This is a genomic window from Pseudoalteromonas fenneropenaei, from assembly GCF_042643375.1.
Classification (GTDB): Bacteria; Pseudomonadota; Gammaproteobacteria; order Enterobacterales; family Alteromonadaceae; genus Pseudoalteromonas; species Pseudoalteromonas fenneropenaei.
In genome coordinates this window covers 1-24,016 of the sequence record NZ_JBHRSD010000034.1, presented here as the reverse complement: position 1 = coordinate 24,016, position 24,016 = coordinate 1, and the positions used below count along the sequence as shown (strand labels likewise).

The 24,016-nt window shown below is 45.9% G+C and carries 17 protein-coding genes; 13 read left to right on the top strand and 4 right to left on the bottom strand.

All coding sequences use genetic code 11. From position 1 onward, the window contains the following. Window positions 1-58 precede the first annotated feature (58 nt). The gene (locus ACFOEE_RS16975; RefSeq protein WP_377127049.1) at window positions 59-886 is read left to right on the top strand and encodes a peptidoglycan DD-metalloendopeptidase family protein; all 828 of its coding nucleotides are present in this window, start codon (window positions 59-61) and stop codon (window positions 884-886) included. 49 nt (window positions 887-935) lie between these two features. After that, a complete protein-coding gene (gene rpoS / locus ACFOEE_RS16970) occupies window positions 936-1,928 on the top strand; it encodes an RNA polymerase sigma factor RpoS (protein ID WP_377127046.1) in 993 nt (330 codons plus the stop codon). 303 nt (window positions 1,929-2,231) lie between these two features. Here rpoS and mutS read toward each other — a convergent pair whose 3' ends face one another. Continuing rightward, window positions 2,232-4,835, bottom strand: a complete 2,604-nt coding sequence (gene mutS / locus ACFOEE_RS16965) for a DNA mismatch repair protein MutS (RefSeq protein ID WP_377127043.1) — start codon at window positions 4,833-4,835, stop codon at window positions 2,232-2,234. 21 nt (window positions 4,836-4,856) lie between these two features. Between mutS and ACFOEE_RS16960 the strand changes: the two genes are divergently transcribed. Beyond that, window positions 4,857-5,354: a CinA family protein gene (locus ACFOEE_RS16960; protein WP_377127040.1), complete on the top strand. Its 498-nt coding sequence runs from the start codon at window positions 4,857-4,859 to the stop codon at window positions 5,352-5,354. 59 nt (window positions 5,355-5,413) lie between these two features. Next, window positions 5,414-6,466, top strand: a complete 1,053-nt coding sequence (gene recA, locus ACFOEE_RS16955) for a recombinase RecA (RefSeq protein WP_377127037.1) — start codon at window positions 5,414-5,416, stop codon at window positions 6,464-6,466. A 237-nt stretch (window positions 6,467-6,703) separates the two neighbouring features. On the opposite strand, the gene ACFOEE_RS16950 is transcribed toward recA, so the two are convergent. Beyond that, window positions 6,704-7,864, bottom strand: a complete 1,161-nt coding sequence (locus tag ACFOEE_RS16950) for a DcaP family trimeric outer membrane transporter (protein ID WP_377127034.1) — start codon at window positions 7,862-7,864, stop codon at window positions 6,704-6,706. A gap of 336 nt (window positions 7,865-8,200) precedes the next feature. Between ACFOEE_RS16950 and acs the strand changes: the two genes are divergently transcribed. Next, entirely contained in the window at window positions 8,201-10,141 is a 1,941-nt protein-coding gene (gene acs / locus ACFOEE_RS16945; RefSeq protein WP_377127031.1) for an acetate--CoA ligase, read from the top strand. Window positions 10,142-10,355: 214 nt separating this feature from the next. Beyond that, the gene (locus ACFOEE_RS16940; protein ID WP_377127028.1) at window positions 10,356-11,009 is read left to right on the top strand and encodes a response regulator transcription factor; all 654 of its coding nucleotides are present in this window, start codon (window positions 10,356-10,358) and stop codon (window positions 11,007-11,009) included. 37 nt (window positions 11,010-11,046) lie between these two features. On the opposite strand, the gene purU is transcribed toward ACFOEE_RS16940, so the two are convergent. Together purU and ACFOEE_RS16930 are read right to left on the bottom strand one after the other, a co-directional pair. Beyond that, window positions 11,047-11,877, bottom strand: a complete 831-nt coding sequence (gene purU / locus ACFOEE_RS16935; protein ID WP_377127025.1) for a formyltetrahydrofolate deformylase — start codon at window positions 11,875-11,877, stop codon at window positions 11,047-11,049. Between the two features lie 118 nt (window positions 11,878-11,995). Next, window positions 11,996-15,418 carry a PAS domain-containing hybrid sensor histidine kinase/response regulator gene (locus ACFOEE_RS16930; protein ID WP_377127022.1) on the bottom strand — a complete coding sequence of 1,141 codons (3,423 nt, stop codon included), beginning with the start codon at window positions 15,416-15,418 and terminating at the stop codon, window positions 11,996-11,998. A gap of 384 nt (window positions 15,419-15,802) precedes the next feature. Here ACFOEE_RS16930 and ACFOEE_RS16925 point away from each other — a divergent pair, with 384 nt between their 5' ends. From ACFOEE_RS16925 to fba, 7 genes are all read left to right on the top strand, one after another. Next, window positions 15,803-16,066 (top strand): DUF4212 domain-containing protein, encoded by a 264-nt coding sequence (locus ACFOEE_RS16925; protein WP_377127019.1) that lies wholly within the window; start codon window positions 15,803-15,805, stop codon window positions 16,064-16,066. A gap of 11 nt (window positions 16,067-16,077) precedes the next feature. Next, window positions 16,078-17,802: a sodium:solute symporter family protein gene (locus ACFOEE_RS16920; protein WP_377127016.1), complete on the top strand. Its 1,725-nt coding sequence runs from the start codon at window positions 16,078-16,080 to the stop codon at window positions 17,800-17,802. An 82-nt stretch (window positions 17,803-17,884) separates the two neighbouring features. Then, window positions 17,885-19,723: a DUF294 nucleotidyltransferase-like domain-containing protein gene (locus ACFOEE_RS16915; protein ID WP_377127013.1), complete on the top strand. Its 1,839-nt coding sequence runs from the start codon at window positions 17,885-17,887 to the stop codon at window positions 19,721-19,723. Window positions 19,724-19,731: 8 nt separating this feature from the next. Next, complete coding sequence (locus tag ACFOEE_RS16910; protein ID WP_377127011.1) at window positions 19,732-20,349, top strand: exonuclease domain-containing protein; 618 nt, start codon at window positions 19,732-19,734, stop codon at window positions 20,347-20,349. Window positions 20,350-20,447: 98 nt separating this feature from the next. After that, window positions 20,448-21,467: an erythrose-4-phosphate dehydrogenase gene (epd, locus tag ACFOEE_RS16905; protein ID WP_377127008.1), complete on the top strand. Its 1,020-nt coding sequence runs from the start codon at window positions 20,448-20,450 to the stop codon at window positions 21,465-21,467. Between the two features lie 62 nt (window positions 21,468-21,529). After that, entirely contained in the window at window positions 21,530-22,705 is a 1,176-nt protein-coding gene (locus tag ACFOEE_RS16900) for a phosphoglycerate kinase (RefSeq protein ID WP_377127005.1), read from the top strand. A 129-nt stretch (window positions 22,706-22,834) separates the two neighbouring features. Beyond that, window positions 22,835-23,899: a class II fructose-bisphosphate aldolase gene (gene fba, locus ACFOEE_RS16895; protein WP_377127003.1), complete on the top strand. Its 1,065-nt coding sequence runs from the start codon at window positions 22,835-22,837 to the stop codon at window positions 23,897-23,899. Window positions 23,900-24,016: the final 117 nt, after the last annotated feature.

Below are 24,016 nucleotides of genomic sequence, written 5' to 3'. Positions count from 1 at the left end.
ACTATCATGATTTTGTTTAATTTTACCGCAACTAGCCGCGTGATGTGAGGACGACTTGATGGCACATTTACGCCCAATTTGTTTGGCCATGATGTGCATGCTGGTAACTGCGTGTGCAACTCGCACGGCTCCCGCTCCGGTAAAAAACCTTTCAACTAGTCAGACCACTAATAAACAAAAAATTCACATAACTGGTAACACTTATACGGTTAAGAAAGGCGACACGCTTTTCTCGATAGCTTTCAGCGCCAATAAAGATTATCGCGAAGTAGCCAAACTCAATAAAATCGCAGCCCCTTACACCATTTTTCCCGGTCAAAGTCTGCGTTTAGAACATTTCAAAAATGAAAATAAAAAGCGCAAAAAATATACCAACCTGAGCAATAAGTCTAGCAACCAGCGGCCAAAAGCTAACAAAAATGTAAAAAAAGAGCTTGCTAAGCAAAATCAACGAGAGTATGTTCAAAATCAAGCCGATAAAAAATCTAATGTTACCAAACAGTTGGATAGTAAAGAGGTACGATGGATTTGGCCTGCGGAGGGGAAGTTAGCCCAACGCTTTTCGACTAAGGAAAATGGCTACAAAGGTTTGCAGATTAGTAACAAACAAGGGACGAGCGTGGTTGCTGCTGCGAGTGGTGTTGTGGTGTATGCGGGGAGTGCCCTGCGGGGATACGGTAATTTAATCATTTTGAAACACGATGATGATTACCTTAGTGCCTATGCCCACAACTCAAAATTGCTTGTTAAAGAGCAACAGCAAGTTAAAGTTGGCGAAAAAATTGCCGAAATGGGTAATACAGATGCTGAAATATCGGCGCTCAGATTTGAGATCCGTTTTCAAGGGCAGGCTGTCGATCCAGTGCGGTATTTGCCAAAAATTTAATGTAACCAGCTGGACGGATCTTGAATATTAAGTTGCTTGGGAGGACGGTATGAGTCAAACAGCGAAACTTGAATCAAAGAAAACGAGCGATTTTGAAGACAAATTTGAAGAAGATGTGAGCTTAGACGAAGAGCTGCAGGATGAATTGCTCGTCGAAGAAGAGGACGCTGAAGAAGAGATTTTCATCAAAGATGAAGCGGTAAAAAATCTTGATGCCACTCAGCTTTACCTAAGCGAAATTGGTTTTTCACCTTTGTTGAGTGCGGAAGAGGAAGTGTACTTCGCTCGTAAAGCATTAAGAGGTTGTGAGGCATCGCGTAAACGCATGATTGAAAGTAACTTACGCTTAGTAGTGAAAATTGCTCGTCGTTACAACAATCGTGGGTTAGCGTTACTTGACCTTATTGAGGAAGGTAACTTAGGTTTGATCCGTGCGGTTGAGAAATTCGATCCTGAACGTGGATTCCGTTTTTCAACTTACGCCACTTGGTGGATCCGTCAAACCATTGAGCGCGCGATTATGAATCAAACGCGTACTATACGTTTGCCAATTCACGTTGTGAAAGAATTGAATGTTTACCTGCGTACTGCACGTGAACTCACTCAGAAGCTGGATCATGAGCCTACTGCGGAAGAAATTGCAGCGTGCTTAGATAAGCCAGTGGAAGAGGTGAGTCGGATGTTGCGACTCAACGAAAAGATCACCTCAGTCGATACACCGATTGGCGGTGAGAATGACAAAGCGCTGTTAGATGTACTAACAGATGAGCGTGGTTTTGGCCCTGAAACCGAAGTCCAAAGCAATGATATTAATAAGCATATTGTTGATTGGCTAGGTGAGTTGAATCCAAAACAACGCGAAGTGCTAGCACGCCGTTTTGGTTTACTCGGTTATGAGCCATCGACACTTGAAGATGTGGGTCGTGAAATTGGCTTAACCCGTGAGCGAGTAAGACAAATTCAGGTTGAAGCGCTGCGCCGCTTAAAAGATATTTTGCAGCATGAAGGACTGAGCACTGACAGTTTATTTGAGCAGTTGTAAGTCAACGTAAGAGCTGAAAAAACCACTTTTATAGTGGTTTTTTTGTTTTTGCTGCAGGTTTGGCAACTCGCCACCAGTAATTCCAATCTGCATTAATACTTGGTCAATTTGGAGGATTAAATTTTACCCCTAACTTTGCTGGAAGTTTCTCATTTACGACAGCATAAATGTAGGAGGTAGAGTAATGCGGGCGCAAATAGCAAAGCCACCGTTGTGTTAGCGCAAAATTCGCCCGCTCCAAAATAAACCACTTACTTAAGCTGATTGCCATAAAGTACGTGGTGGCACTAATGGTACAAGACTTTATTTGCTCAAGGCTTTTAGCTCATAAAGCAGTTCTAATGCCTGTTTCGGCGTTAAGTCATTCGGATCAAGCGCCGCTAAACGCAGCTCCACTTCACTGGTTTGTGGCAGTAGGTCTAGTTGCTGTACAACCGCCGTTTGTTTTACTTTTGTCTTGCTGGCCGTTGTGCTTTCGATCACCGACTGATGTGCCTCAAGTAAACTGAGTTTATGTTTGGCCGTTGCTATCACAGCTTTTGGTACACCCGCCAGCGCAGCCACTTGTAAGCCGAAACTCTTGCTGGCTGGACCTTCTAATACCTTATGTTTAAAGGCTATGGTGTCGCCATGCTCGACTGCATCTAAATGCACGTTTACCAAACCCGGTTGCTGTTCAGTCAGTTCTGTCAGTTCAAAATAATGGGTGGCAAATAAGGTTTTGGCGTTCAAGGTTGCGGCTAAATAGTCTGCCGTGGCATAGGCCAGTGATAAGCCATCGTAGGTGCTGGTGCCACGGCCGATTTCATCCATTAACACTAAAGATTGCGCAGTGGCATTATTGAGGATAGTGGCGGTTTCTGTCATCTCTACCATAAAGGTTGAGCGGCCTGAGGCTAAGTCGTCACTAGCGCCAATACGGGTGAAAATACGGTCAACTTGACCGATTACGGCGCTATCTGCTGGGACAAAACAGCCAATATGGGCCATCAACACGATAAGTGCGGTTTGGCGCATATAAGTCGATTTACCGCCCATATTAGGCCCTGTGATGATAAGCATTTTGCGGGTAGGGTTGAGCAATACCGGATTGGCAATAAACGGCTCTTTTGAGACTTGCTCCACTACCGGATGGCGGCCCGCCTCAATATGAATAGTATCGCCGTCATTCAGCTCCGGCTTAATGTAATCAAGCGTTTGCGCACGTTCCGCAAAGGTATTTAGTACGTCTAAATCAGCTAACGCGGCGGCCATCTGTTGTAATTGCTCTAGGTGCGGCGCGATAAAATCAAACAGCTCTTCGTACAATTGTTTTTCGAGCGCTAAGGCTTTGCTTTGACTGCCAAGCACTTTGTCTTCATGCACTTTGAGTTCAGGAATAATATAGCGTTCGTTATTTTTGAGCGTTTGGCGACGAATATAGTCAGCAGGAACAAGATGGCTATTGGCACGGCTAACGTCAATATAAAAGCCATGGACTTTGTTAAAACCAATTTTAAGCGTGCTAATGCCAGTGCGAATACGCTCACGTTCTTCCATTTGCTCAAGAATATCTGTGGCACCTTCGCTGAGTGCGCGCCACTCGTCCAGCTCGGCGTTATAGCCGGGGGCAATAACCCCCCCATCGCGAATCAGCACTGGCGGGTTGTCGATAATAGCGCGTTGTAATAGCGCAAGTAACTCAGGCAATTCAGGGGTTTGCTGACGGATCTGAGTTAAACGCGGATCGCGACTATTTGCCAGCACCTGATGTAATGGCGCTAAAGCGGCTAAGGCGCTACGTAAACGGGTTAAATCGCGTGGTCTGGCATTACACAGTGCTAAACGTGCCACCACACGTTCGATATCGCCAATGTCGCGCAGTTCATCATAGAGCTCAAGATACAAGTGGTCGTTAATAATGCTGGCAATCGCATTTAAGCGTGCGTTGAGCTCGGCACGGTCACGAATTGGAGTGTGAATACGGCGCTTTAACAGCCGTGAGCCCATTGCGGTGGCCGCTTTGTCGAGCACTTGCGCTAAGGTATTTTCAATGCCGCCAGAGAGGTTTTGAGTTAGCTCAAGGTTTTTACGTGTGGCGGCATCTAAAATGACTGCGTGCTCGTTTTTTTCTAAACGAATCGCGCGAATATGGGGCAGTGCAATACGTTGGGTGTCTTTGACATATTGCATCACGCAGCCTGCTGCAATGAGGCCGCGCTCTGCTTGGGTAACGCCAAAGCCAATCAAATCTTGGGTACCAAACTGCTGGCACAGCAGGTGATTGGCGGTATCTAAGTCAAACTCCCATTCCGGACGACGGCGTGCGCCTTTACGATTTTCAACTAAATGTAGTGCGGCAAATTGTTCAGGGTACAACAACTCAGCAGGTTGTAAGCGCTGTAAGGTAGACTGTAAGGCTTCTTCAGTATTTTGCTCAGCGATGATAAAAGCACCAGAATTGATATCAAGATAAGCCACGCCAAAACGACCCAATTTATCTTGCCATACTGCGCATAAGAGGTTGTCTTGGCGTTCTTGCAACAAGGCTTCGTCCGTGACCGTACCAGGAGTTACGATACGCACTACTTTACGCTCAACCGGGCCTTTGCTGGTGGCAGGGTCGCCGATTTGTTCGCAAATCGCCACAGATTCGCCCATTTGTACCAAGCGTGCGAGGTAGTTTTCAACTGCATGATATGGCACACCCGCCATAGGAATCGGCGCACCACCTGCTTTACCACGATGAGTTTGGGAAATATCCAATAATTGTGCAGCGCGAATGGCATCGTCAAAAAACAGCTCGTAAAAGTCGCCCATACGATAAAACAGCAAAATATCCCGGTGCTCTGCTTTAATCCGCAGATACTGCTGCATCATGGGGGTTTGTTGATTTATAGTATGTTCTGAAAAGAGATCAATTGGCATGCCGTTACCTAAAGGTTGACTATGGACTTACATCAAGAGATTACCACCCTTGCTGCACAAGTGGGCGCTATTCTAACGGATAAGCGCTGGACGATCACTACTGTTGAATCATGCACTGGTGGTGGAATTAGTTACGCGCTTACGGATACCCCAGGCAGCTCAGCTTATATTGAACAGTGTTTTGTCACTTACAGCAATGAAGCCAAAATGGCTTTAGCGGATGTGTCCGCAGCATCTTTACAGCAATATGGCGCAGTGAGTCAGGCGGTAGTGGAAGAAATGGCACAAGGTGGAGCAAAGCGCGCTAATGCGCAGGTGGCGATTGCGGTTTCGGGCGTAGCTGGGCCCACCGGAGGAAGCCCAGAAAAACCAGTGGGATTAGTGTGGTTTGGCTGGCAAATTGGCACTGATACTTATAGTCAAGCCCAGCAATTTTCTGGTAATAGAGCCGAAGTTAGAAGCCAAGCTATTGCTTTTGCTTTAAAAAATCTTGTTGAGTTAGTGAAAGTTAAAATTTAACTTGATACTGTAATTCTATACAGTATACTGACTTCATTAAGCAAGATTGGAGAAGCTAAATGAACGATAACAAGCAAAAAGCGTTAGACGCAGCACTGTCGCAAATTGAACGTCAATTCGGTAAAGGTTCTATCATGAAGTTGGGTGATACCCAAGCTTTAGATATCGAAGCTATCTCAACCGGTTCTCTCGGTATCGACATTGCGCTTGGGATCGGTGGCTTGCCAACGGGTCGTGTGGTTGAAATATATGGCCCAGAATCTTCAGGTAAAACAACTTTAACATTACAAGTTATCGCAGAAGCGCAAAAGCAAGGTAAAACTTGTGCCTTCGTTGATGCTGAGCATGCGTTAGATCCAGTTTATGCACAAAAACTTGGCGTGAATGTTGATGAACTCTTAGTGTCTCAACCAGACACTGGTGAACAAGCACTAGAAATTTGCGATATGTTAGTGCGCTCAGGTGCGGTTGATGTAGTTATCGTTGACTCGGTTGCAGCTCTTACTCCAAAAGCAGAAATTGAAGGCGAAATGGGTGATACCCACGTAGGTTTGCAAGCCCGTTTAATGTCGCAAGCACTGCGTAAACTGACTGCGAACATCAAGCGTTCAAACACGTTATGTATCTTCATTAACCAGATCCGGATGAAGATCGGCGTAATGTTCGGTAACCCAGAAACCACCACAGGTGGTAACGCGTTAAAGTTCTATGCGTCAGTACGTATTGATATCCGCCGTGTAGGTTCAGTAAAAGAAGGCGATGAAGTCGTAGGTAACGAAACCCGCGTGAAAATCGTGAAAAACAAAGTAGCACCACCGTTTAAACAAGCCGACTTTATCATTATGTATGGTGAAGGTATCTCTAAAGAAGGTGAGCTGATTGACTTAGGCGTAACGCACAAATTGGTCGATAAGTCAGGCGCTTGGTACAGCTACAACGGCAACAAGATTGGCCAAGGTAAATCAAACTCAATTAAATTCTTGAAAGAAAACCCTGCAATTGCGGGCGAAATTGAGAAGAAGCTGCGCGACATGCTATTGCTGCAAGCCACTATTAAACCTGAAGAAGGTGTTGATGCAGGCCTTGCTGCAGAAAGCGAGCTTGAGCTATAAGCCCCGCGTTCACACAAATTGAGATGATCCGATACTCAATATCGGAATGTGACCAACCTAAGCGCACTAAATAGACTAAATAAAAACGCCATCACACTGTGATGGCGTTTTTATTTTAATTACTAAGTACTCTTTTAGGAAGCTAATACAAAGCATCCTCTTCAGAAGGTGGATTTTTTACTTGCTCGCTACCATGTAGTGCTACACAGCAGCGAGTCATAGGCGTGTTTACTTAGCTTAGAACACGTATTTCGCAGAGAGTTGTAGGCGGTCTAAATCACCATCTGCACCGCTTTCGGTTTCGCGTGTTGCGACTTTATATTCAACCCCAAAGGTGAGTTTTTTCACAGGTGAGTACAACAAGTTGGCACTATAGCTCGAGATGCTTTTGGTTGGATCGCCCGAGAAGGCAAGTAAATCGGTATTGTTATCAGCTTTAAAGAATGAATACAGGAAAGTCGAACGTAGCGTATCATTCCAGTGATGTTGATAAGCAATAAAACCAGAAGTCGAGTCAATGGCGTCTAATGAATTGCCATCATACACGGCACCGTGAGTGGCATTTACGCCGATATAGCGGCCAAGGCCACTACCTTGGGTAAGCATAAACTTCAGATTGTCTTTACCCATTTTTACTGTACCAGAAGCACTGATACCAAACGAAGACTCGCTTTCATCAGCGGCGCCGGCCTTATAAGTTAATTGGCGGGCAAGTGCGGTTACCACAAAATCACCCCAATCCGCTTTATGCGTATAGCGTGCGGTAAAATCTGGCATGCTGGCATCGTCTGTTACCACCATAGCTTTATTCACCGTGATGGTGCTTTCAGGGTTTTCCATTGAGAAAGACCAATTGCCTGTGGTGTATTTGACCATAGCTTGACGTACGAACACAGTACCCTCAGCAGGGCCGATAAAGTCTAAGGTTTCAGGCAATGCGCCAACGTTTTGGAAGTTGGACCAAGCTTGACCAAACAGCCAACCTTTATAGGTAACATAAGCTTGGCGAATACGTGGTGAGTAAGAGTTAGTCACGCGCTCGTTACCGCCCGTTGAGGCGATAAAATCAAGTTCAATTTTAGTATCAATTGAGCTGCCGTCATCAAGAGCAGTTTTGGTGCCGAAGTTAAAGCGTGATTGGCGCGCATGCATATCGAATACTGCGTCTTCATTACTGCTTGCGCCTACAGGAGTGGTACTTGGCACGTAAAAATCGCGGCCAATGTTTTGTGCGCCTAACGTGCCATTGGAGAAGTCACTCCAAATGGCATCCAGCTTAATATAGCCACCATAGCTTACTTGAGTGCTGTCTAAACTTGCCGCAAAACCAGGCGCACTGATCACGCTGGCGACGGCCAACGCACATAATGAGAGTGAATTGATTGTTTTGGTTGTCATAATTCGGGTTCCTTTGTACGCCTAAATAAAATTTAGGCTTAGTTCGTCAGTTTCACTTTTGTCTATGGTTGCTTTTTACTCAATTACCCATTGGTCTATTAGACTAACGTCGAGTTTTGGCGAAACTGGCTGCAAAATAGGTAAGGCTAATGTAAATTGGGTAAATCTTTTGCTGCAATATCGCTTTGCTGCAACCAGCTTAGTCAAATTTGCTGAGGTGAAAATCAATTCGCCTAAAATATCGCCAACTTACAACTAAGGTCTAATACTTAATGGGCTGTGGGTGGGTGATCCTTGCATAAAGCCGATTGGCAACTATTTAATATGGAGATGACTATGTCACAGAGTATTTATCCCGTACCTGAAGCGTTTAAACGCACCGCGCTAGTCGATAACGATCGCTATTCTCAACTATATCAACAATCAATAGACGATCCGGAAGGTTTTTGGGCAGAACAAGGTAAGCGCCTTGACTGGTTTAAGCCTTACAGCAAAGTTAAAAACACCTCATTTGATAAAGGTCATATCAGCATCAAATGGTACGAAGATGGTGAATTAAACGTTTCTTATAATTGTATTGACCGTCACCTTGCGACCAAAGCCAGCAAAACAGCACTGATCTGGGAAGGCGATAATCCGAACAGCTGCGAACATATTTCCTACCAAACTCTGCACGACGAAGTGGCAAAACTGGCTAACGGTTTGAAGAAATTGGGTGTGAGGAAAGGCGACCGCGTTGCGATTTATATGCCGATGACACCACAAGCCATTTACGCCATGCAAGCGTGTGCGCGTATTGGTGCGATTCACTCTGTGGTATTTGGTGGCTTTTCGCCAACTGCAATTGCTGATCGTATCGTTGATTCAGGTGCCAAAGTGGTGATCACCTCTGATGAAGGTCGTCGTGGTGGTAATACAGTACCTTTAAAAGCCAATGTCGATGAAGCGTTGGCTAATCCTGCGGTAACCACAATTGAACATGTGATTGTGCATCAACTCACAGGTGGTGAAGTTGAGTGGAACAGCTGCGATGTTTGGTGGCATGAACTAGTGGCAGATTTACCTGCTAAGTGCGAACCAGAGTCGATGAACGCTGAAGATCCACTATTTATTCTTTACACCTCAGGTTCAACCGGTAAACCAAAAGGCGTGGTACATACTACGGGTGGTTACTTAGTTTATGCCTCGATGACACATGAATATGTGTTTGATTTAAAAGAAAACGATGTTTATTGGTGTACTGCGGATGTGGGTTGGATCACAGGCCACAGTTACATGACCTATGGCCCACTTGCCAATGGTTGTACACAAGTGATTTTTGAAGGTGTACCGACTTATCCAAATTCAGGTCGTATTGGTGATGTGGTGGATAAACACCAAGTAACCATCCTTTACACCGCACCAACCGCAATCCGTGCTTTAATGGCCAAAGGTGATGAGCCAACGGCCTCTTCGCATCGTAAATCACTGCGCTTACTCGGCTCAGTAGGCGAACCAATTAACCCAGAAGCGTGGACTTGGTATCACGAGCGCGTGGGTAACGGCAATTGCCCAATTGTGGATACTTGGTGGCAAACCGAAACTGGCGGCATTATGATCACGCCACTGCCGGGCGCCATTGATATGAAGCCAGGCTCAGCAACACGTCCTTTCTTTGGCATAGTGCCAGCCTTGTTTGATGCAGAAGGGAATACTTTAGCAGGCGCAGTAGAAGGCAACTTAGTGATTTTAGACAGTTGGCCATCACAAGCGCGTACGGTGTACGGCGACCATGACCGCTTTGAGCAAACTTACTTCTCAGCCTACCCAGGCGTATATTTTACTGGAGATGGTTGTCGCCGTGATGAAGACGACTACTACTGGATCACAGGTCGCGTCGATGACGTATTAAACGTATCTGGTCATCGCCTTGGTACTGCAGAAATTGAAAGTGCCTTGGTGGCGCACGAAGCAGTAGCAGAAGCGGCTGTGGTGGGTTATCCGCACGATATTAAAGGCCAAGGTATTTATGTTTACATCACCCCAAATGAAGGTGTGGTAGTAACTGAGGAATTGACCAAAGCGGTACGTAACTGGGTGCGTAAAGAACTGAGCCCAATTGCTTCACCGGATCTTATTCAGTGGACACCGGGTTTACCGAAAACGCGTTCAGGCAAAATCATGCGTCGGATCTTACGTAAGATTGCGGCTAACGAGCATCAACAGTTAGGTGATACTTCAACACTTGCCGATCCAAGTGTGGTTGAGGAGCTTATTGAGCATCGCCTTAACCGTTAATTTAGCGTTAAAAACTTGATTCTCATTGAGTTATAAACGTACTATAGCTTATCACTTGAAGGAACGAAGTGGTGGCTGGTCGTGATATTTATGCCAAGCTTAGCTAATTAGGGCACGCGGCATATATCAGACCATCACTCAGTAACTTCAAGTGGAGCGGGTATGTAGCGGCTGTCCTTGCTCCCAAGGGCAGCCGATTTTTTAGGAGTAAACCATGAGTCAGTTTTTAATTGCGGACGACCATCCTCTATTTCGCGAAGCTTTAAAGGGAGCGTTGCTAGCGCGGATCCCCGATTTAAAGGTATTTGAAGCGAGTGACTTTGACAGTACCTTGACGGTGCTCGCGCAACAAGAAGAATTAGATTTGTTGTTACTCGATTTGCATATGCCTGGTAATGGCGATTTATACGGCCTTATTCGTATTCGCGAAGATTATCCAAGCTTACCTATCGCTGTTGTGTCAGGCAGTGAAGACCTCAGTGTGGTTTCTAAAGTAATGGGTTATGGGGCAATGGGATTTATCCCTAAAGCCTCCTCGTCGGATGCGATTGCCAGTGCCATTGGCCTTATCTTAGACGGTGAAAACTGGTTACCAGAAAATTTAAAAGACAAAGTAGCTACGATTACCGGAGAAGATAAAGAATTGGCGCAGCAAGTAGCGTCACTCACACCGCAACAGTACAAAGTACTGCAATATTTGCACGAAGGTTTGCTCAATAAGCAAATCGCCTATGAGCTCAATATTTCCGAAGCGACAGTAAAAGCGCACATTACGGCGATATTTCGCAAACTTGGGGTCTATAACCGCACCCAAGCGGTGTTGATTGCGTCGAAACTGCAACTTGAACCTATCGAACCTGCAAAGTAACAAAGAGTACCTAAGCGTACTCTTCGCAATTACGTGATTAAGCGAACACTACGGTCTTATTGCCATTAATAAACAGCTTTTGCTCGCAAGCTAAATGCAGTGCTTTGCAAAATACGGTTTTTTCAATATCTCGGCCAATTTTGGCCATTTCTTCCGCGCTGTCGGCGTGAGTGACTTGGGTCACATCTTGCAAAATGATTGGCCCTTCATCTAGCTCATCGTTGACGAAATGCGCCGTTGCACCAATGATTTTAACGCCACGAGTAAACGCTTGATGATAAGGTCTAGCACCAATAAACGCGGGTAAGAATGAATGGTGAATATTGATAATACGGTTGCTGAATCTGGCGACAAACTCAGGGCTTAAGATCCGCATATACTTGGCAAGGCCAATAATATCTGGATTATATTGAGTGATTAAATCACCCACAAGTTGGTCATGCGCCGCACGGGATAAGCCTTCATGGGAGACCACATGAAAAGGTACGCCAAACCCTGAAACCAGCGGCTCTAAATCGGGATAATTGGCGATAACCGCCAAAATCTCAATGTTCATTGCTTGTTCGAACTGTTTAAGTAGCACCCCACCTAAGCAATGTGCTTCTTTAGTGGCGAGCAGTACCGCTTTGGTTTTTTCGCCGCGGTGTAAGGTCAATTTACTGCCTGCAGGTAAGCGGCGCTCTAATTCATGTAAAAAATGTGGGGCTGGCTCTGAAGATAATTCAGTACGCATAAAAAAGCGTTGCCCTTCTTTATCGACAAATTCTTGATTGCGGGTGATATTGAGCTGGTGTTCAAAACATAAGCCGGTGATTTTGGCAATTAAGCCAACATCATCTGGGCACTCTGCGGTTAATACTATCGACATTTCCTCATTCCTATTGTCGTTACCCCAAGTGGGTCGTCAAATAATATACTGAGTTATAATACGACTGAACAGCAACAGACGAGGTCATTTGTCAGTAGTTAACCGAAACGGTAGCCATTTAGCCATTATAATTCAGTAATGCTTTTAATTTTGCAGGCTTAACGGGTTTGGATAGATAGTGAATATCCAGCGTTTTGAGTTGCATTTTCAGTCCATCATCGCGCACAGCGGTGATTAAAACCGCAGGTACTTTGCTTTGCCAAATCTCCCGCAAGGTTTTGATCAAAGTGACGCCATCGCACTGGCCACCTAATTGATAGTCAACCAGCAATACATCAGGGGCTTTATTGCTCTTGGCATGGGCTATGGTGTCTTCAGCGCTGGCAAAAAGCTGATACTGGCTATGCCATTTTTGCAGTAAGGTTGCCATGGCTTCTAAGTTTTTCGGGTCGTCATCAATAGCAATCACATTCAGCTGTTTATGTGCGTCAACTACGCTGGCCAACTGATTTTTTTGCTGAACTAGTGCGGCATCACCAAAAGGCACTTCGATAGCAAAACGGCTACCTTTGCCAAGTACTGAGTGGACTTCAAGAGGAATGCTGAGCAGTTCACACAATCGCTTTACGACCCCAAGGCCAAGTCCCACGCCTTTATTATCACCCGTTTGGATGCGATAAAAGTCATGAAATATTTTTTGCTGTTCAAATTCACTGATCCCAGGGCCAGTATCCCACACTTCAATGCGTAGGCTATGACGACGCTTGCGACAAGCAACCAGCACTTGACCATGTTCAGTGTATTTAACGGCATTGGAAACTAAGTTTTGAATAATACGCCGCAAATAGGTTTTGTCGCTATGCACCACAGCGGGTTGGCAGCGAATTTTGAGTTGTAGGCCTTTTTCTTCAGAGAGGATGGCATACTCATTGGCCAGTGGTTGCAAAATATCAGCGATTAAAAAATGCCGTGGCGAAGGCGACATTGCACCTTGTTCTAACTTGGCAATATCCAACAAGGCTGACATCAAATGTACGGTTGAATCTAGGCTATCACCTAATTTTTGCAATGAATCCTGATTTTGCTCATCCAGCCTACGGCCGTCAATGGCAGCCAAATAGAGACGGGCGGCATTGAGTGGTTGCAAAATATCATGACTGGCGAGCGCCAAAAAGCGAGTTTTACTGGCGTTGGCGCGCTCTGCTTCTTTCTTCGCTTCGGTAAGGGCTTTTTCCGTTTCGATCCGCCCTAAGATCTGGGCTTGTAAATCTAGGTTGATGTTGCGGATCTCTTGTGTGCGCGCTTCAATGCGATTTTCAAGATCCATATTGATCTCTTCTAGCGCATTTTGTGTGGCGATATGAGTTGTAATATCAGAAAAGCTCGTAACAAAGCCGCCATCAGGTAAAGGATTACCAATCATTTCAAATACCTGACCATTACGGCGGTGGCGAATAAAGTGATGAGGTGTACCATTTTTTAAATGTTGGACACGCTTGTCGACGTGTTTTTCGAGCTCGCCGGGACCACATTCACCGCGCTCTGCATTAAAACGGATCACGCTCTCAATGGGCATACCAACTTGTAAAAATCCGGCTGGATAATGGAACATTTCGCTATAGCGTTTATTCCATGCCACCAAATGCAGCTCTTTATCAACCACCGAAATACCATGGCTTAAATTTTCCAAAGAAGTGAACAACAGGTTTTGATTAAACTGTAGTGCTTGAGTGGTTTCGTCAAAGAAGTTTACAACCTCTTCAAACGCCATATGTTTGCCCGATGATACGGTATGCACTAGCGCTTGTGCGGAAGAGGCACCCAGCACCCCAGCCAGTGCCCGCTCACAGTAGGCGATAAAGTCAGCGTTAGGGTGCGCGTTACTGTTTGCAAGCTCGTGATTGCTACTGTACATCGCGAGCACTTGTTGACTACGTTGGGCACCAAGGAAAGTTTGGAGGAGCACCACAAAATCATTCACTGTGGCTTTGACTTGTTTGGTCAGACGTTTGTTGACCCCACCTTGGTCCTTAGGATTAACAAAAGCTGCGGCTTGAATACGGTCAATCAAACGCTCACTGGCACCGAGTGAAAAACTAATATAGCAGGCGGCGTTGGCAAAGAGCGCAATTAAAGTGCCGCGAGTGATCAGGGTTTGGCGAGTTTCAGGATCAAGGCTGTAGCTTGATTCAACCACAGGCAAGAGCAAAAACAATAACCAGCAAATAAACCCAGCCAAGAGACCGGCATACACACCATAAGCATGACCTTTACGCCAATACAGTCCACCTACTATGGCAGGTAGTAATTGGGTTACCAAGGAAAACGCCACTAACCCCATGCTAGCGAGGGCTTCGCCATGACCAAACCACTGCTGATAGAAGTAAGATAAAACTAAAATCGCTGCGATAGTAAAACGTCTTACCAATAAAATTTGGCTTTTATAGTCACGATTGATGAGGTTGCGGCGAAATTTGCGTTTTAACAACAGTGGCAATACTACGTCGTTGGAGATCATGGTGCTGAGCGTTAAAGTCGCAACGACTATCATGGCTGTGGCGGCAGAAAGCCCGCCAATAAATACAAAAGTGGTGAGAATTGGGTGCCCTTCCATTAGCGGAAGCGCTAGCACAAAACTGTCGGCGGTGATGCCAAGGCCAATCCCTGGGTGAATAGCAGCCGAGGCAATCGGTACTATCATGGCGGCGATTAACATCAAATACAGTGGAAAAGCCCAGCGAGCGGTGCGTAAATGGCGAATATCCTGATTATCGACCACTGTCACGTGGAATTGCCGTGGTAAACAGATAATTGCAGCTGCGGCCATCAAGGTTTGGCCGACAAAGTTAAAGTTGGTGAAATCAAACGCCTGCCAATGCAAAAAAACGTCTTGATATTCCACTCTGGCAAGCGCAATAACCGCGACAATGGCTACGGCACTAAGTGCAATTAGCTTGACGATAGATTCAAACGCGACTGCTAACATCAAGCCTGAACGGTACTCGGTGACATCCACTTTGCGGGTGCCGAAAAAAATCGCAAATAATGCCATCAGCACAGTGCCAGAAAACGCGAGCATAGTACCGGAGATCTCGCTGTCGCTTTTTTGTAGCAGTAAAAAGCTGGTGCTGAGAGCCTTCAGTTGTAAAGCGATATAAGGGATAGTGGCAAGTAGAGCGATGAGCGTCACCATAATCGCAGTGGTTTGCCGTTTGCCATAGCGGGCGGAAATAAAGTCGGCAATGGTAGTGATGTTTTGCTTTTTACTCACCAACACCAATTTACGTAAAAAACCTTGGCCAAATACAAATAATAATGCCGGTCCTAGGAGGATAGGTAAGTAATGCCAGCTGCTGCTTGCGGCGGTACCAACTGAACCGTAATAAGTCCATGAAGTACAATAAATACCTAATGAAAAGGCATAAACAAATGGATGGTGGCTAATGGCTTTGGCAAGCGGTGTGGTTTTATCGCCCCAGTTAGCTAACCAGAACAATAAGCCAATGTAACTAAGCGCAACAAACAGTAGGGCAGCGGTCATGGTCGATTCTTCTTTTTATCTCTAGCTATACCTTATCAAAAATTGTCCAAGTTGTAGCTGAGGATTTTCTAAAGGGGGCTAAGATTTTTAAATAATTCAAATATTATTAATGCCTTACGCATAATGGCAAACACTTATGCGACTAATGTCTGATATTACCTCAAGAGGTCATACCTCATCACAAAGTAAATTGGCTATTTATTTAACTATTTGAAAAATAATAATTTAATATATTTTGTTGGCGTTTTGGTAAGCAGTTAACGTAAACGTTAACTTTCCGTTACGACTAAGGTCTCAATTTCATCTTGTTATTCGATTGCTAGAGTCAATGATGACAACTCATACCAACACAGCCTTTTTAGGTAACGTGATAGGGGACAATAAATGGCTTTTAAAAATGAAGAAGATGCAAAAGCATATTGGTCCGAGAACTTGAGTCTAGTATTTAAACTACTCGCAATCTGGTTCTTGGTTTCATTTGGCTTTGGAATAATGCTCGTTGATGTACTCAACGAGATCCGTTTCTTTGGGTTTAAATTGGGCTTCTGGTTCTCCCAGCAAGGTTCGATTTACACCTTTGTGGCTTTGATTTTTGTCTACGCATACAAAATGAATGCGCTTGATAAAAAATACGGCGTAGACGAATAAGGAGCACAGCAATGGATGTTCAAGGTTATACCTTTTTATTAGTCGGTTTGAGCTTTGCGCTCTATATCGGCATTGCGATTTGGGCCAGAGCTGGCTCAACTAAAGAGTTCTATGTTGCCGGTGGTGGCGTACCGCCAGTGGCCAATGGTATGGCAACAGCGGCTGACTGGATGAGTGCGGCCTCGTTTATTTCGATGGCAGGGATCATCTCGTTTGCGGGTTACGATGGTGGCGTGTACTTAATGGGTTGGACAGGTGGCTACGTATTGTTAGCGCTCTGTTTGGCGCCATACTTACGTAAGTTTGGTAAGTTTACTGTGCCTGATTTTATCGGTGACCGTTATTATTCTCAATTAGCACGGATAGTGGCTATCCTGTGTGCAATCTTTATCTGCTTTACATACATTGCAGGCCAAATGCGTGGTGTAGGTGTGGTGTTTTCGCGCTTCTTAGAAGTAGATATTGAAACCGGTGTTTACATCGGCATGGTGATTGTATTCTTCTATGCTGTACTCGGCGGCATGAAAGGCATCACTTACACGCAAGTAGCACAATATTGCGTATTGGTATTCGCTTACTTGGTGCCTGCTATCTTTATCTCCCTGATGATGACAGGTCACCTTCTTCCTCAAACTGGTTTCGGTGGCACTTTAGCTGACGGCTCAGGCATGTATTTGATGGATAAACTCGATGGACTCAGTACTGAGCTTGGTTTTGCGCAGTATACCGAAGGCTCCAAGAGTATGATTGACGTGTTCGCCATCACTGCTGCACTTATGGTTGGTACTGCTGGTTTACCCCACGTAATCGTGCGTTTTTTCACTGTGCCACGCGTTAAAGATACCCGTATTTCAGCGGCTTGGACGCTGGTATTTATCGCTATCGTATACACCACCGCACCAGCAGTTGCTGCTTTTGCGCGAGTAAACATGATAGATACTATCAACGGTAAAGACGGCAACGGCACACTTTACGAAGAAGCGCCGGCTTGGGTGAAAAACTGGGAAAGAACCGGCCTAATCACGTTCAAAGATAAAAACGGCGACGGCAAAATGTTCTACTCGGCGGGTAACATTAATGACCCGAAAAGCGCAAACGAAGTGAATATTGACCGTGATATCATGGTATTGGCAAACCCTGAGATTGCTAATTTGCCAGCTTGGGTGGTGGCGTTAGTTGCAGCTGGTGGTATCGCCGCGGCGTTATCAACCACAGCGGGCTTGCTCTTGGTTATTTCAACCTCGGTATCCCATGACTTGTTAAAACGTACCATTAACCCTGATATTAGTGATAAGCAAGAACTGTTCGCAGCCCGATTGGCCGCGATGGTGGCAATCGCAATCTCGGCCTACTTTGGTATTAACCCGCCCGGTTTTGTGGCGTCGGTGGTGGCTTTTGCCTTCGGTTTGGCGGCATCAAGCTTCTTCCCGGCGATCATCATGGGGATCTTCTCTAAGCGGATGAACAAAGAAGGGGCGATTTCAGGTATGGTGGCAGGTATTGTGTTCACTGCGGCTTATATCATCTACTTCAAGTTTGTTAGCCCAGAGCTTAATACGCCGGCAAACTGGTTGTTCGGGATCTCTCCTGAAGGTATCGGTACTGTTGGTATGATAGTGAACTTTGTGGTCGCTGCGGTTGTGTTGAAACTAACCAAAGAAACCCCAGCTGATGTACAAGCTATGGTTGAAAGTATCCGTAACCCGAAAGGTTCAGGTACTGCCCACGCGCACTAAGCGTGAGGTGAAATAAAACAGCTCGGCTTCGCCGGGCTGTTTGTCTTTGCAAAACCTCAATGGATGAGTAAAGGAGAGTGTGATGCAAGCTGAGGTTCAAGATGTAGTACAGTTTGTGGCTGGACTGCCGCCTTTTAATGAATTACAAGAAAGTGCCACGCACTATTTTGCCCGCCATTTAGAAGTGATCTATCTTGCTCAAGAAAACCAACAAAGTTGGTTACAAGCGCAAGCACCGCAGTTGTATTTAGTGCGCTCAGGTCATTTTGATCTGATCTCGGCCAAAGGTGAACTTATCACTCGGCTCGCGCCCGGTGATTATTTTGGTTATCCCTCTTTACTAACTGGCGATCAGATCCAAAACCGTCTTGAAGTACAAACCCCAGGTTTAGTTTATGTGTTGAGCCAAGCCGACTTTGACTTTTTACGTCGTGAGTACAAGGCGTTTGAGCAGTATTTTGTCCGTGCCCATGCCAATCGTCTGCTGTCTTCTCATTATCGGCAGAACAACGACAGTTGGTCGGAACGCAAAATTACCGAGCTGATGACCCGTAGTGCGGTCACTTTACCTCCTGATGCGAGCATTCGCGAAGCGGCAAAGAAAATGTCAGAAGCGGGTGTGTCATCGCTGATGGTGACGGCCAATGAGCAGCTGCTGGGCGTTGTGACCGACCGTGACTTACGTAACCGAGTATTGGCTGCGGATATATCGCCGTTACAGCCGATAGCGGAGATCATGTCAGCGCAACCTAAGTTTATCTTTGAAAACAATCGGGTGTTTTCAGCACTGCATTTGATGTTAAAGCACAATATTCACCATTTACCGGTGTTAGATGAAGAACGTCGGCCACTTGGTATGATCACCAGTACAGACTTACTTCGCCAGCAAAAAAGCGATCCGGTGCAATTGATCGGGCGAATTTATAAAGCTGAAAATGTCTCGAGTTTAAAGCTGTTGGCAGCGGAGATCCCAGATCTACTGCGACGTTTTGCCAACAATATGGATGATATTTCCTTGATAGGAAAGTTACTTAGCGGCTTAAGTGATGCGCTGACTAGCCGTTTGATCCAGCTCTATCAAAGAGAATACGGTGATGCGCCAAGTGCTTTTGCGTGGATCTGTTTTGGTTCGCAAGCGCGCGAAGAACAAACCTTACATTCAGATCAAGACAATGGCTTAGTGTTACCCGACAACATTGACGAGTCTGCGCGTGCGTATTTTGCTGGGCTTGGTGAGTACGTGTGTCGTCATCTTGATGAATGCGGCATTGCGCTGTGCCCCGGGAATATCATGGCCAGCAATGCGGATTGTCGCGCAACCTTAGGCGATTGGGTGGCGAGGTTTAATCGTTGGATCACTGCGCCGACACCTGAGGCGATGCTGAACTGCAAAATTTATTTTGATCTGCGTTTTATTGAAGGATCTAGCCACTTGTATACTCGTTTAGTACAAGGCTTAACGCAAATTTCCCGTAATGATCTCTTTTATGCGGCGATGGCAACGGATATCAGTAACAACTCAGTGCCGATTGGCTTATTTAATCAATTTAAATTAGAAAAAGATAAAGCTCAGCACAAATATTTAGATCTGAAAAAACGTGGGGTGGTGATCATTAACGACATCGCACGTCTTTATGCTTTGAAGGCGGGGATCCGCCGTGCTAATACCATGGAACGTTTGGAGGCCTTGGCGAAATTTAATTTGATCAGTAAGAAAGATTTGTTTGATCTCAAAGATTGCTGGCGCTTTTTGACTCAGTTGCGTTTACGTCCGCAGATCAATCAAGAAGGTTTACCTGGCAACTGTATCAATCCAGAACAGCTGAGTTCGCTTGAAAAACATCAACTTAAAGAAGCGTTTTACTTGATCAAACAAGCCCAACAAGCCTGTGCGTTTAAATTTGCGCGGGGTAGTTTGTGAGCCAATGTGTGCGGTTTTTAAAGCGCCAGTGGCGGCGTTGGCAGAGTGCCCAGCAAACGCTCAGCGAAGTAGAGATCTTGGTGTTAGATCTCGAGCTTACGGGGTTAGATCCGCGCCAGCATGAAATCGTGTCAGCAGCTTGGGTGCCAATTAAAGCAGGGCGCATTCAGCTTGGTGGCGCCGAGCATTGGCTTAATCGAGATGTGAAACAGTTGGCGCAAAGTCCAGTTTATCATGGGGTGTCGCATGCTCATTTAGCAGCGGGCTGCGCGCTGGAAGAGTTTGTAGAGGCCTTGCGGCGCGCTGTGCATAACCGCATTGTGTTATGCCATCATGCCCATTTGGACTTAAGTTTTATTCGCAATCTTCTGCGTAGCCAGCAATGCATTGCTGAGCCTCGTTTAGTGTTGGATAGTATGTGGCTGGAGCGCCGGCGATTGCTGCAACAAGGTAAGGAAATTGGTCAAGATGATCTGACTCTAGCAGCTTGTCGTGCCCGCTATCAATTACCACCCTATCAAGAACATCATGCACTTAGTGATGCACTTGCCACAGCAGAGTTGTTTTTGGCGCAAACCGTAACAATGGGCAGCGCGGATTCACTGCGCTTGGCGAAATTGTTGTAAAAAGTTACTAGGATCTCTTACACAATTGCTTGTGGTCGATTACAATAGCGCCATCTTTTCGGGAACTTCCCGCATTTTAAGGTGGAACCACAGGGTTAATGGCAATTCGAGTAGCAATTAACGGATTTGGGCGCATTGGTCGCAATATTCTGCGCGCCTTGTATGAATCAGGCCGACAGACTGAGATCCAGTTAGTCGCCATTAATGAACTTGCCGCACCAGAAGGCATTGCCCACCTGCTTAAATACGACACTTCTCACGGTCGCTTTCAATTCCCAGTTAGTCTAGAAAACAAAGCGTTAAATGTCGCAGGCGACATTATTGCGCTGTTTGCTGAGGCTTGCCCAAGCAAATTGCCGTGGGCTGCGCTGGATGTCGATGTGGTGTTGGAGTGTACTGGGGTATTTCATTCCCGCGCCGATGGCGATTTGCACTTGCAAGCTGGGGCGAAAAAAGTGCTGTTTTCTCAGCCAGCCGACAATGACCTTGATGCGACTATCGTCTATGGTATTAATGATGATGAGTTACAAGCCTCGCACACTTTAGTATCGAATGGTTCTTGTACCACCAATTGTATCGTACCTGTGATTAAAGTGTTGGACGATGCTTTTGGCATTGAGTCTGGTGCCATTACTACCATTCATGCTTCTATGCACGACCAACAGGTTATTGATGCGTACCATAGTGATTTAAGACGTACTCGCGCGGCCAGTCAGTCGATTATTCCGGTTGATACTAAACTTGCCCGCGGTATTGAGCGTATTTTACCGAAATTCCATAGCCGCTTTGAAGCCATTGCGGTGCGCGTACCGACTATTAACGTGACGGCGATGGACTTGAGCGTGACGCTTAATAGTGATGTCAATATTGCGATGGTCAACGCGACTTTGCAAAACGCAGCGGGTGGCCGTTTGCTGGGGATCTTAAGTTACACTGAAGAGCCTTTGGTGTCGGTGGATTTTAACCATGATCCGCATTCGTGCATTATCGACGGCACGCAGACACGGGTCAGTCACAAACGCTTGGTAAAATTATTGGTGTGGTGCGATAACGAGTGGGGATTTGCCAATCGTATGCTCGACACTGCCGCGGCTATGGCCGTAGCACCTAAATTATAAATAATATCATTGAGTTAGTATTGCCCGTTGCGGGTAAAGTATCGTTCACTAAGGAGAAGTCCATGTCAGTCATTAAGATGACGGATTTAGATTTGGCAGGAAAACGTGTATTGATCCGCCAAGATCTTAACGTTCCAGTTAAAGATGGCAAAGTCACATCAGATGCGCGTATTCGCGCTTCATTGCCAACCATTCAGTTAGCACTTGAGAAAGGCGCAAAAGTGATGGTGATGTCACACTTAGGTCGCCCTACAGAAGGTGAGTTTAACCCTGAGTATTCCATGCAGCCTGTGGTCGATTATTTAAACGAGGTGTTACCACAAACTGTGCGCCTTGAGTCTGATTACCTAAACGGTGTTGAGGTTGCTGACAATGAAGTTGTGGTATTCGAAAACGTACGTTTTAATGTTGGTGAAGGCAAAGACAACGAAGCCCTAGCTAAGCAAATGGCGGCGTTGTGTGATGTTTATGTCATGGATGCGTTTGGTACGGCGCACCGTGCTCAAGCTTCTACTCATGGTGTTGGTCTTTATGCTGATATCGCGTGCGCAGGACCACTTTTGGCCGCTGAGCTTGATGCGTTAGGCAAAGCACTGGCAAACCCAGCGCGTCCGTTAGTTGCGATTGTGGGTGGCTCTAAAGTATCGACTAAACTGACGGTATTAGAGTCACTGTCAACGATTGTTGACCAGTTAGTAACTGGTGGTGGTATTGCTAACACCTTTATCGCAGCCGCAGGCAACCCAGTTGGTAAGTCTTTATACGAAGCTGACTTAATTCCTGAAGCGAATAAGTTAACAGCGGCTGCACGTGCAACTGGCGGTGATATTCCAGTGCCGACCGATGTGGTGGTAGGCAATGAGTTTTCAGATAGCGCAGTAGCAACCATTAAAGATGTGAGCGAAGTCACAGCCGATGACATGATTTTTGACATTGGTCCAAACACAGCTGATACGTTAGCAAAAATCATCGCTAATGCGGGCACGATTGTATGGAATGGCCCTGTTGGGGTGTTTGAGTTTGATCAGTTTGGTAATGGCACAGAAGCCATTGCTAAAGCGATTGCCAACTCTAAAGCTTTCTCTATTGCTGGTGGTGGCGACACGCTAGCGGCTATTGATAAGTATGGCGTAGCTGATAAGATCTCTTATATCTCTACTGGTGGCGGTGCATTCTTGGAATTCCTCGAAGGCAAAACGTTACCAGCAGTAGCAATGTTACAAGCGCGCGCAAAATAAGCGTATTATCAAGCAGGTGGCGCTCTCTCACCTAGCCACTTGCCTGATCTGGTGTTTCGCAAACGCCAAAATGAAATTTATCCGTTCAAAATAAGATAACGAAAGTTATCGCACTGTGGAGAAAAACACATGGCTTTAATCAGTATGCGTCAGTTACTTGACCATGCCGCCGAACATGGTTACGGCGTTCCTGCCTTCAACGTAAACAACCAAGAGCAAATGCGTGCCATTATGGAAGCAGCTGACCGCACTAACAGTCCTGTGATTGTGCAAGGTTCAGCTGGCGCTCGTAAGTATGCTGGGGCGGCGTTTATCCGCCACATGATCTTGGCAGCTGTTGAAGAATGGCCGCATATTCCAGTGGTTATGCATCAGGATCATGGTACGTCGCCAGCGGTTTGTCAGCGTTCAATTCAGCTAGGTTTCTCTTCAGTGATGATGGACGGTTCTTTACTTGATGATGGTAAAACACCGTCAAGCTATGAATACAACGTTGATGTTACTCGTCGCACTGTTGAAATGGCACACGCTTGTGGTGTGTCGGTAGAAGGTGAACTGGGTGTACTAGGTTCATTAGAAACGGGGCAAGCTGGTGAAGAAGACGGAATTGGTGCAGAAGGTATCCTAAGCCATGATCAACTGCTAACTGACCCAGAAGAAGCGGCTGATTTCGTACGCAAAACCGGTGTCGATGCACTGGCGATTGCGTGTGGTACTTCACACGGTGCATACAAATTTACACGTCCACCAACAGGCGATATCTTAGCGATTAACCGCATTAAAGAAATTCATGCGCGTATTCCAAACACGCACTTAGTAATGCACGGTTCTTCATCAGTACCACAAGAGTGGTTGGCTGTGATTAACCAATACGGTGGCGAGATCCCAGAAACTTACGGTGTGCCAGTGGAGCAAATCGTGGAAGGGATCAAACACGGTGTGCGTAAAGTGAATATCGACACTGACTTACGTTTAGCGTCAACTGGTGCGATTCGCCGTCATTTAGCGCTTAATCCTTCGAACTTCGATCCACGCAAGTTCCTAGCTGAGGCGACTAAGGCGATGACTGAGATCTGTATCGCGCGTTACGAAGCATTTGGTACCGCAGGTCAAGCGAGCAAGATCAAGCCGTTATCTTTAGATGATATGTATTTACGTTATTTGTCAGGTGAACTTGATCCACAGATCAAATAACTACTAACTCAAATTCAAAAGCCCCGTTAGGGGCTTTTCAGATTGATGATAAACCCTGCTTTTTTAAGTGGGGTTTATTTTTTCGATAGTTAGGTCGTTTTTTCTAGTGCAATCGGG

What these genes read in the sequence shown, in the direction of transcription:
- rpoS (WP_377127046.1), top strand. Translation starts at nt 936, where the DNA reads ATGAGTCAAACAGCGAAACTTGAATCAAAGAAAACGAGCGATTTTGAA.
- ACFOEE_RS16950 (WP_377127034.1), bottom strand. Translation starts at nt 7,864, where the DNA reads ATGACAACCAAAACAATCAATTCACTCTCATTATGTGCGTTGGCCGTC.
- fba (WP_377127003.1), top strand. Translation starts at nt 22,835, where the DNA reads ATGGCTTTAATCAGTATGCGTCAGTTACTTGACCATGCCGCCGAACAT.
- mutS (WP_377127043.1), bottom strand. Translation starts at nt 4,835, where the DNA reads ATGCCAATTGATCTCTTTTCAGAACATACTATAAATCAACAAACCCCC.
- ACFOEE_RS16925 (WP_377127019.1), top strand. Translation starts at nt 15,803, where the DNA reads ATGGCTTTTAAAAATGAAGAAGATGCAAAAGCATATTGGTCCGAGAAC.
- ACFOEE_RS16960 (WP_377127040.1), top strand. Translation starts at nt 4,857, where the DNA reads ATGGACTTACATCAAGAGATTACCACCCTTGCTGCACAAGTGGGCGCT.
- ACFOEE_RS16975 (WP_377127049.1), top strand. Translation starts at nt 59, where the DNA reads ATGGCACATTTACGCCCAATTTGTTTGGCCATGATGTGCATGCTGGTA.
- ACFOEE_RS16915 (WP_377127013.1), top strand. Translation starts at nt 17,885, where the DNA reads ATGCAAGCTGAGGTTCAAGATGTAGTACAGTTTGTGGCTGGACTGCCG.
- ACFOEE_RS16930 (WP_377127022.1), bottom strand. Translation starts at nt 15,418, where the DNA reads ATGACCGCTGCCCTACTGTTTGTTGCGCTTAGTTACATTGGCTTATTG.
- acs (WP_377127031.1), top strand. Translation starts at nt 8,201, where the DNA reads ATGTCACAGAGTATTTATCCCGTACCTGAAGCGTTTAAACGCACCGCG.
- epd (WP_377127008.1), top strand. Translation starts at nt 20,448, where the DNA reads ATGGCAATTCGAGTAGCAATTAACGGATTTGGGCGCATTGGTCGCAAT.
- ACFOEE_RS16900 (WP_377127005.1), top strand. Translation starts at nt 21,530, where the DNA reads ATGTCAGTCATTAAGATGACGGATTTAGATTTGGCAGGAAAACGTGTA.
- purU (WP_377127025.1), bottom strand. Translation starts at nt 11,877, where the DNA reads ATGTCGATAGTATTAACCGCAGAGTGCCCAGATGATGTTGGCTTAATT.
- ACFOEE_RS16920 (WP_377127016.1), top strand. Translation starts at nt 16,078, where the DNA reads ATGGATGTTCAAGGTTATACCTTTTTATTAGTCGGTTTGAGCTTTGCG.
- recA (WP_377127037.1), top strand. Translation starts at nt 5,414, where the DNA reads ATGAACGATAACAAGCAAAAAGCGTTAGACGCAGCACTGTCGCAAATT.
- ACFOEE_RS16940 (WP_377127028.1), top strand. Translation starts at nt 10,356, where the DNA reads ATGAGTCAGTTTTTAATTGCGGACGACCATCCTCTATTTCGCGAAGCT.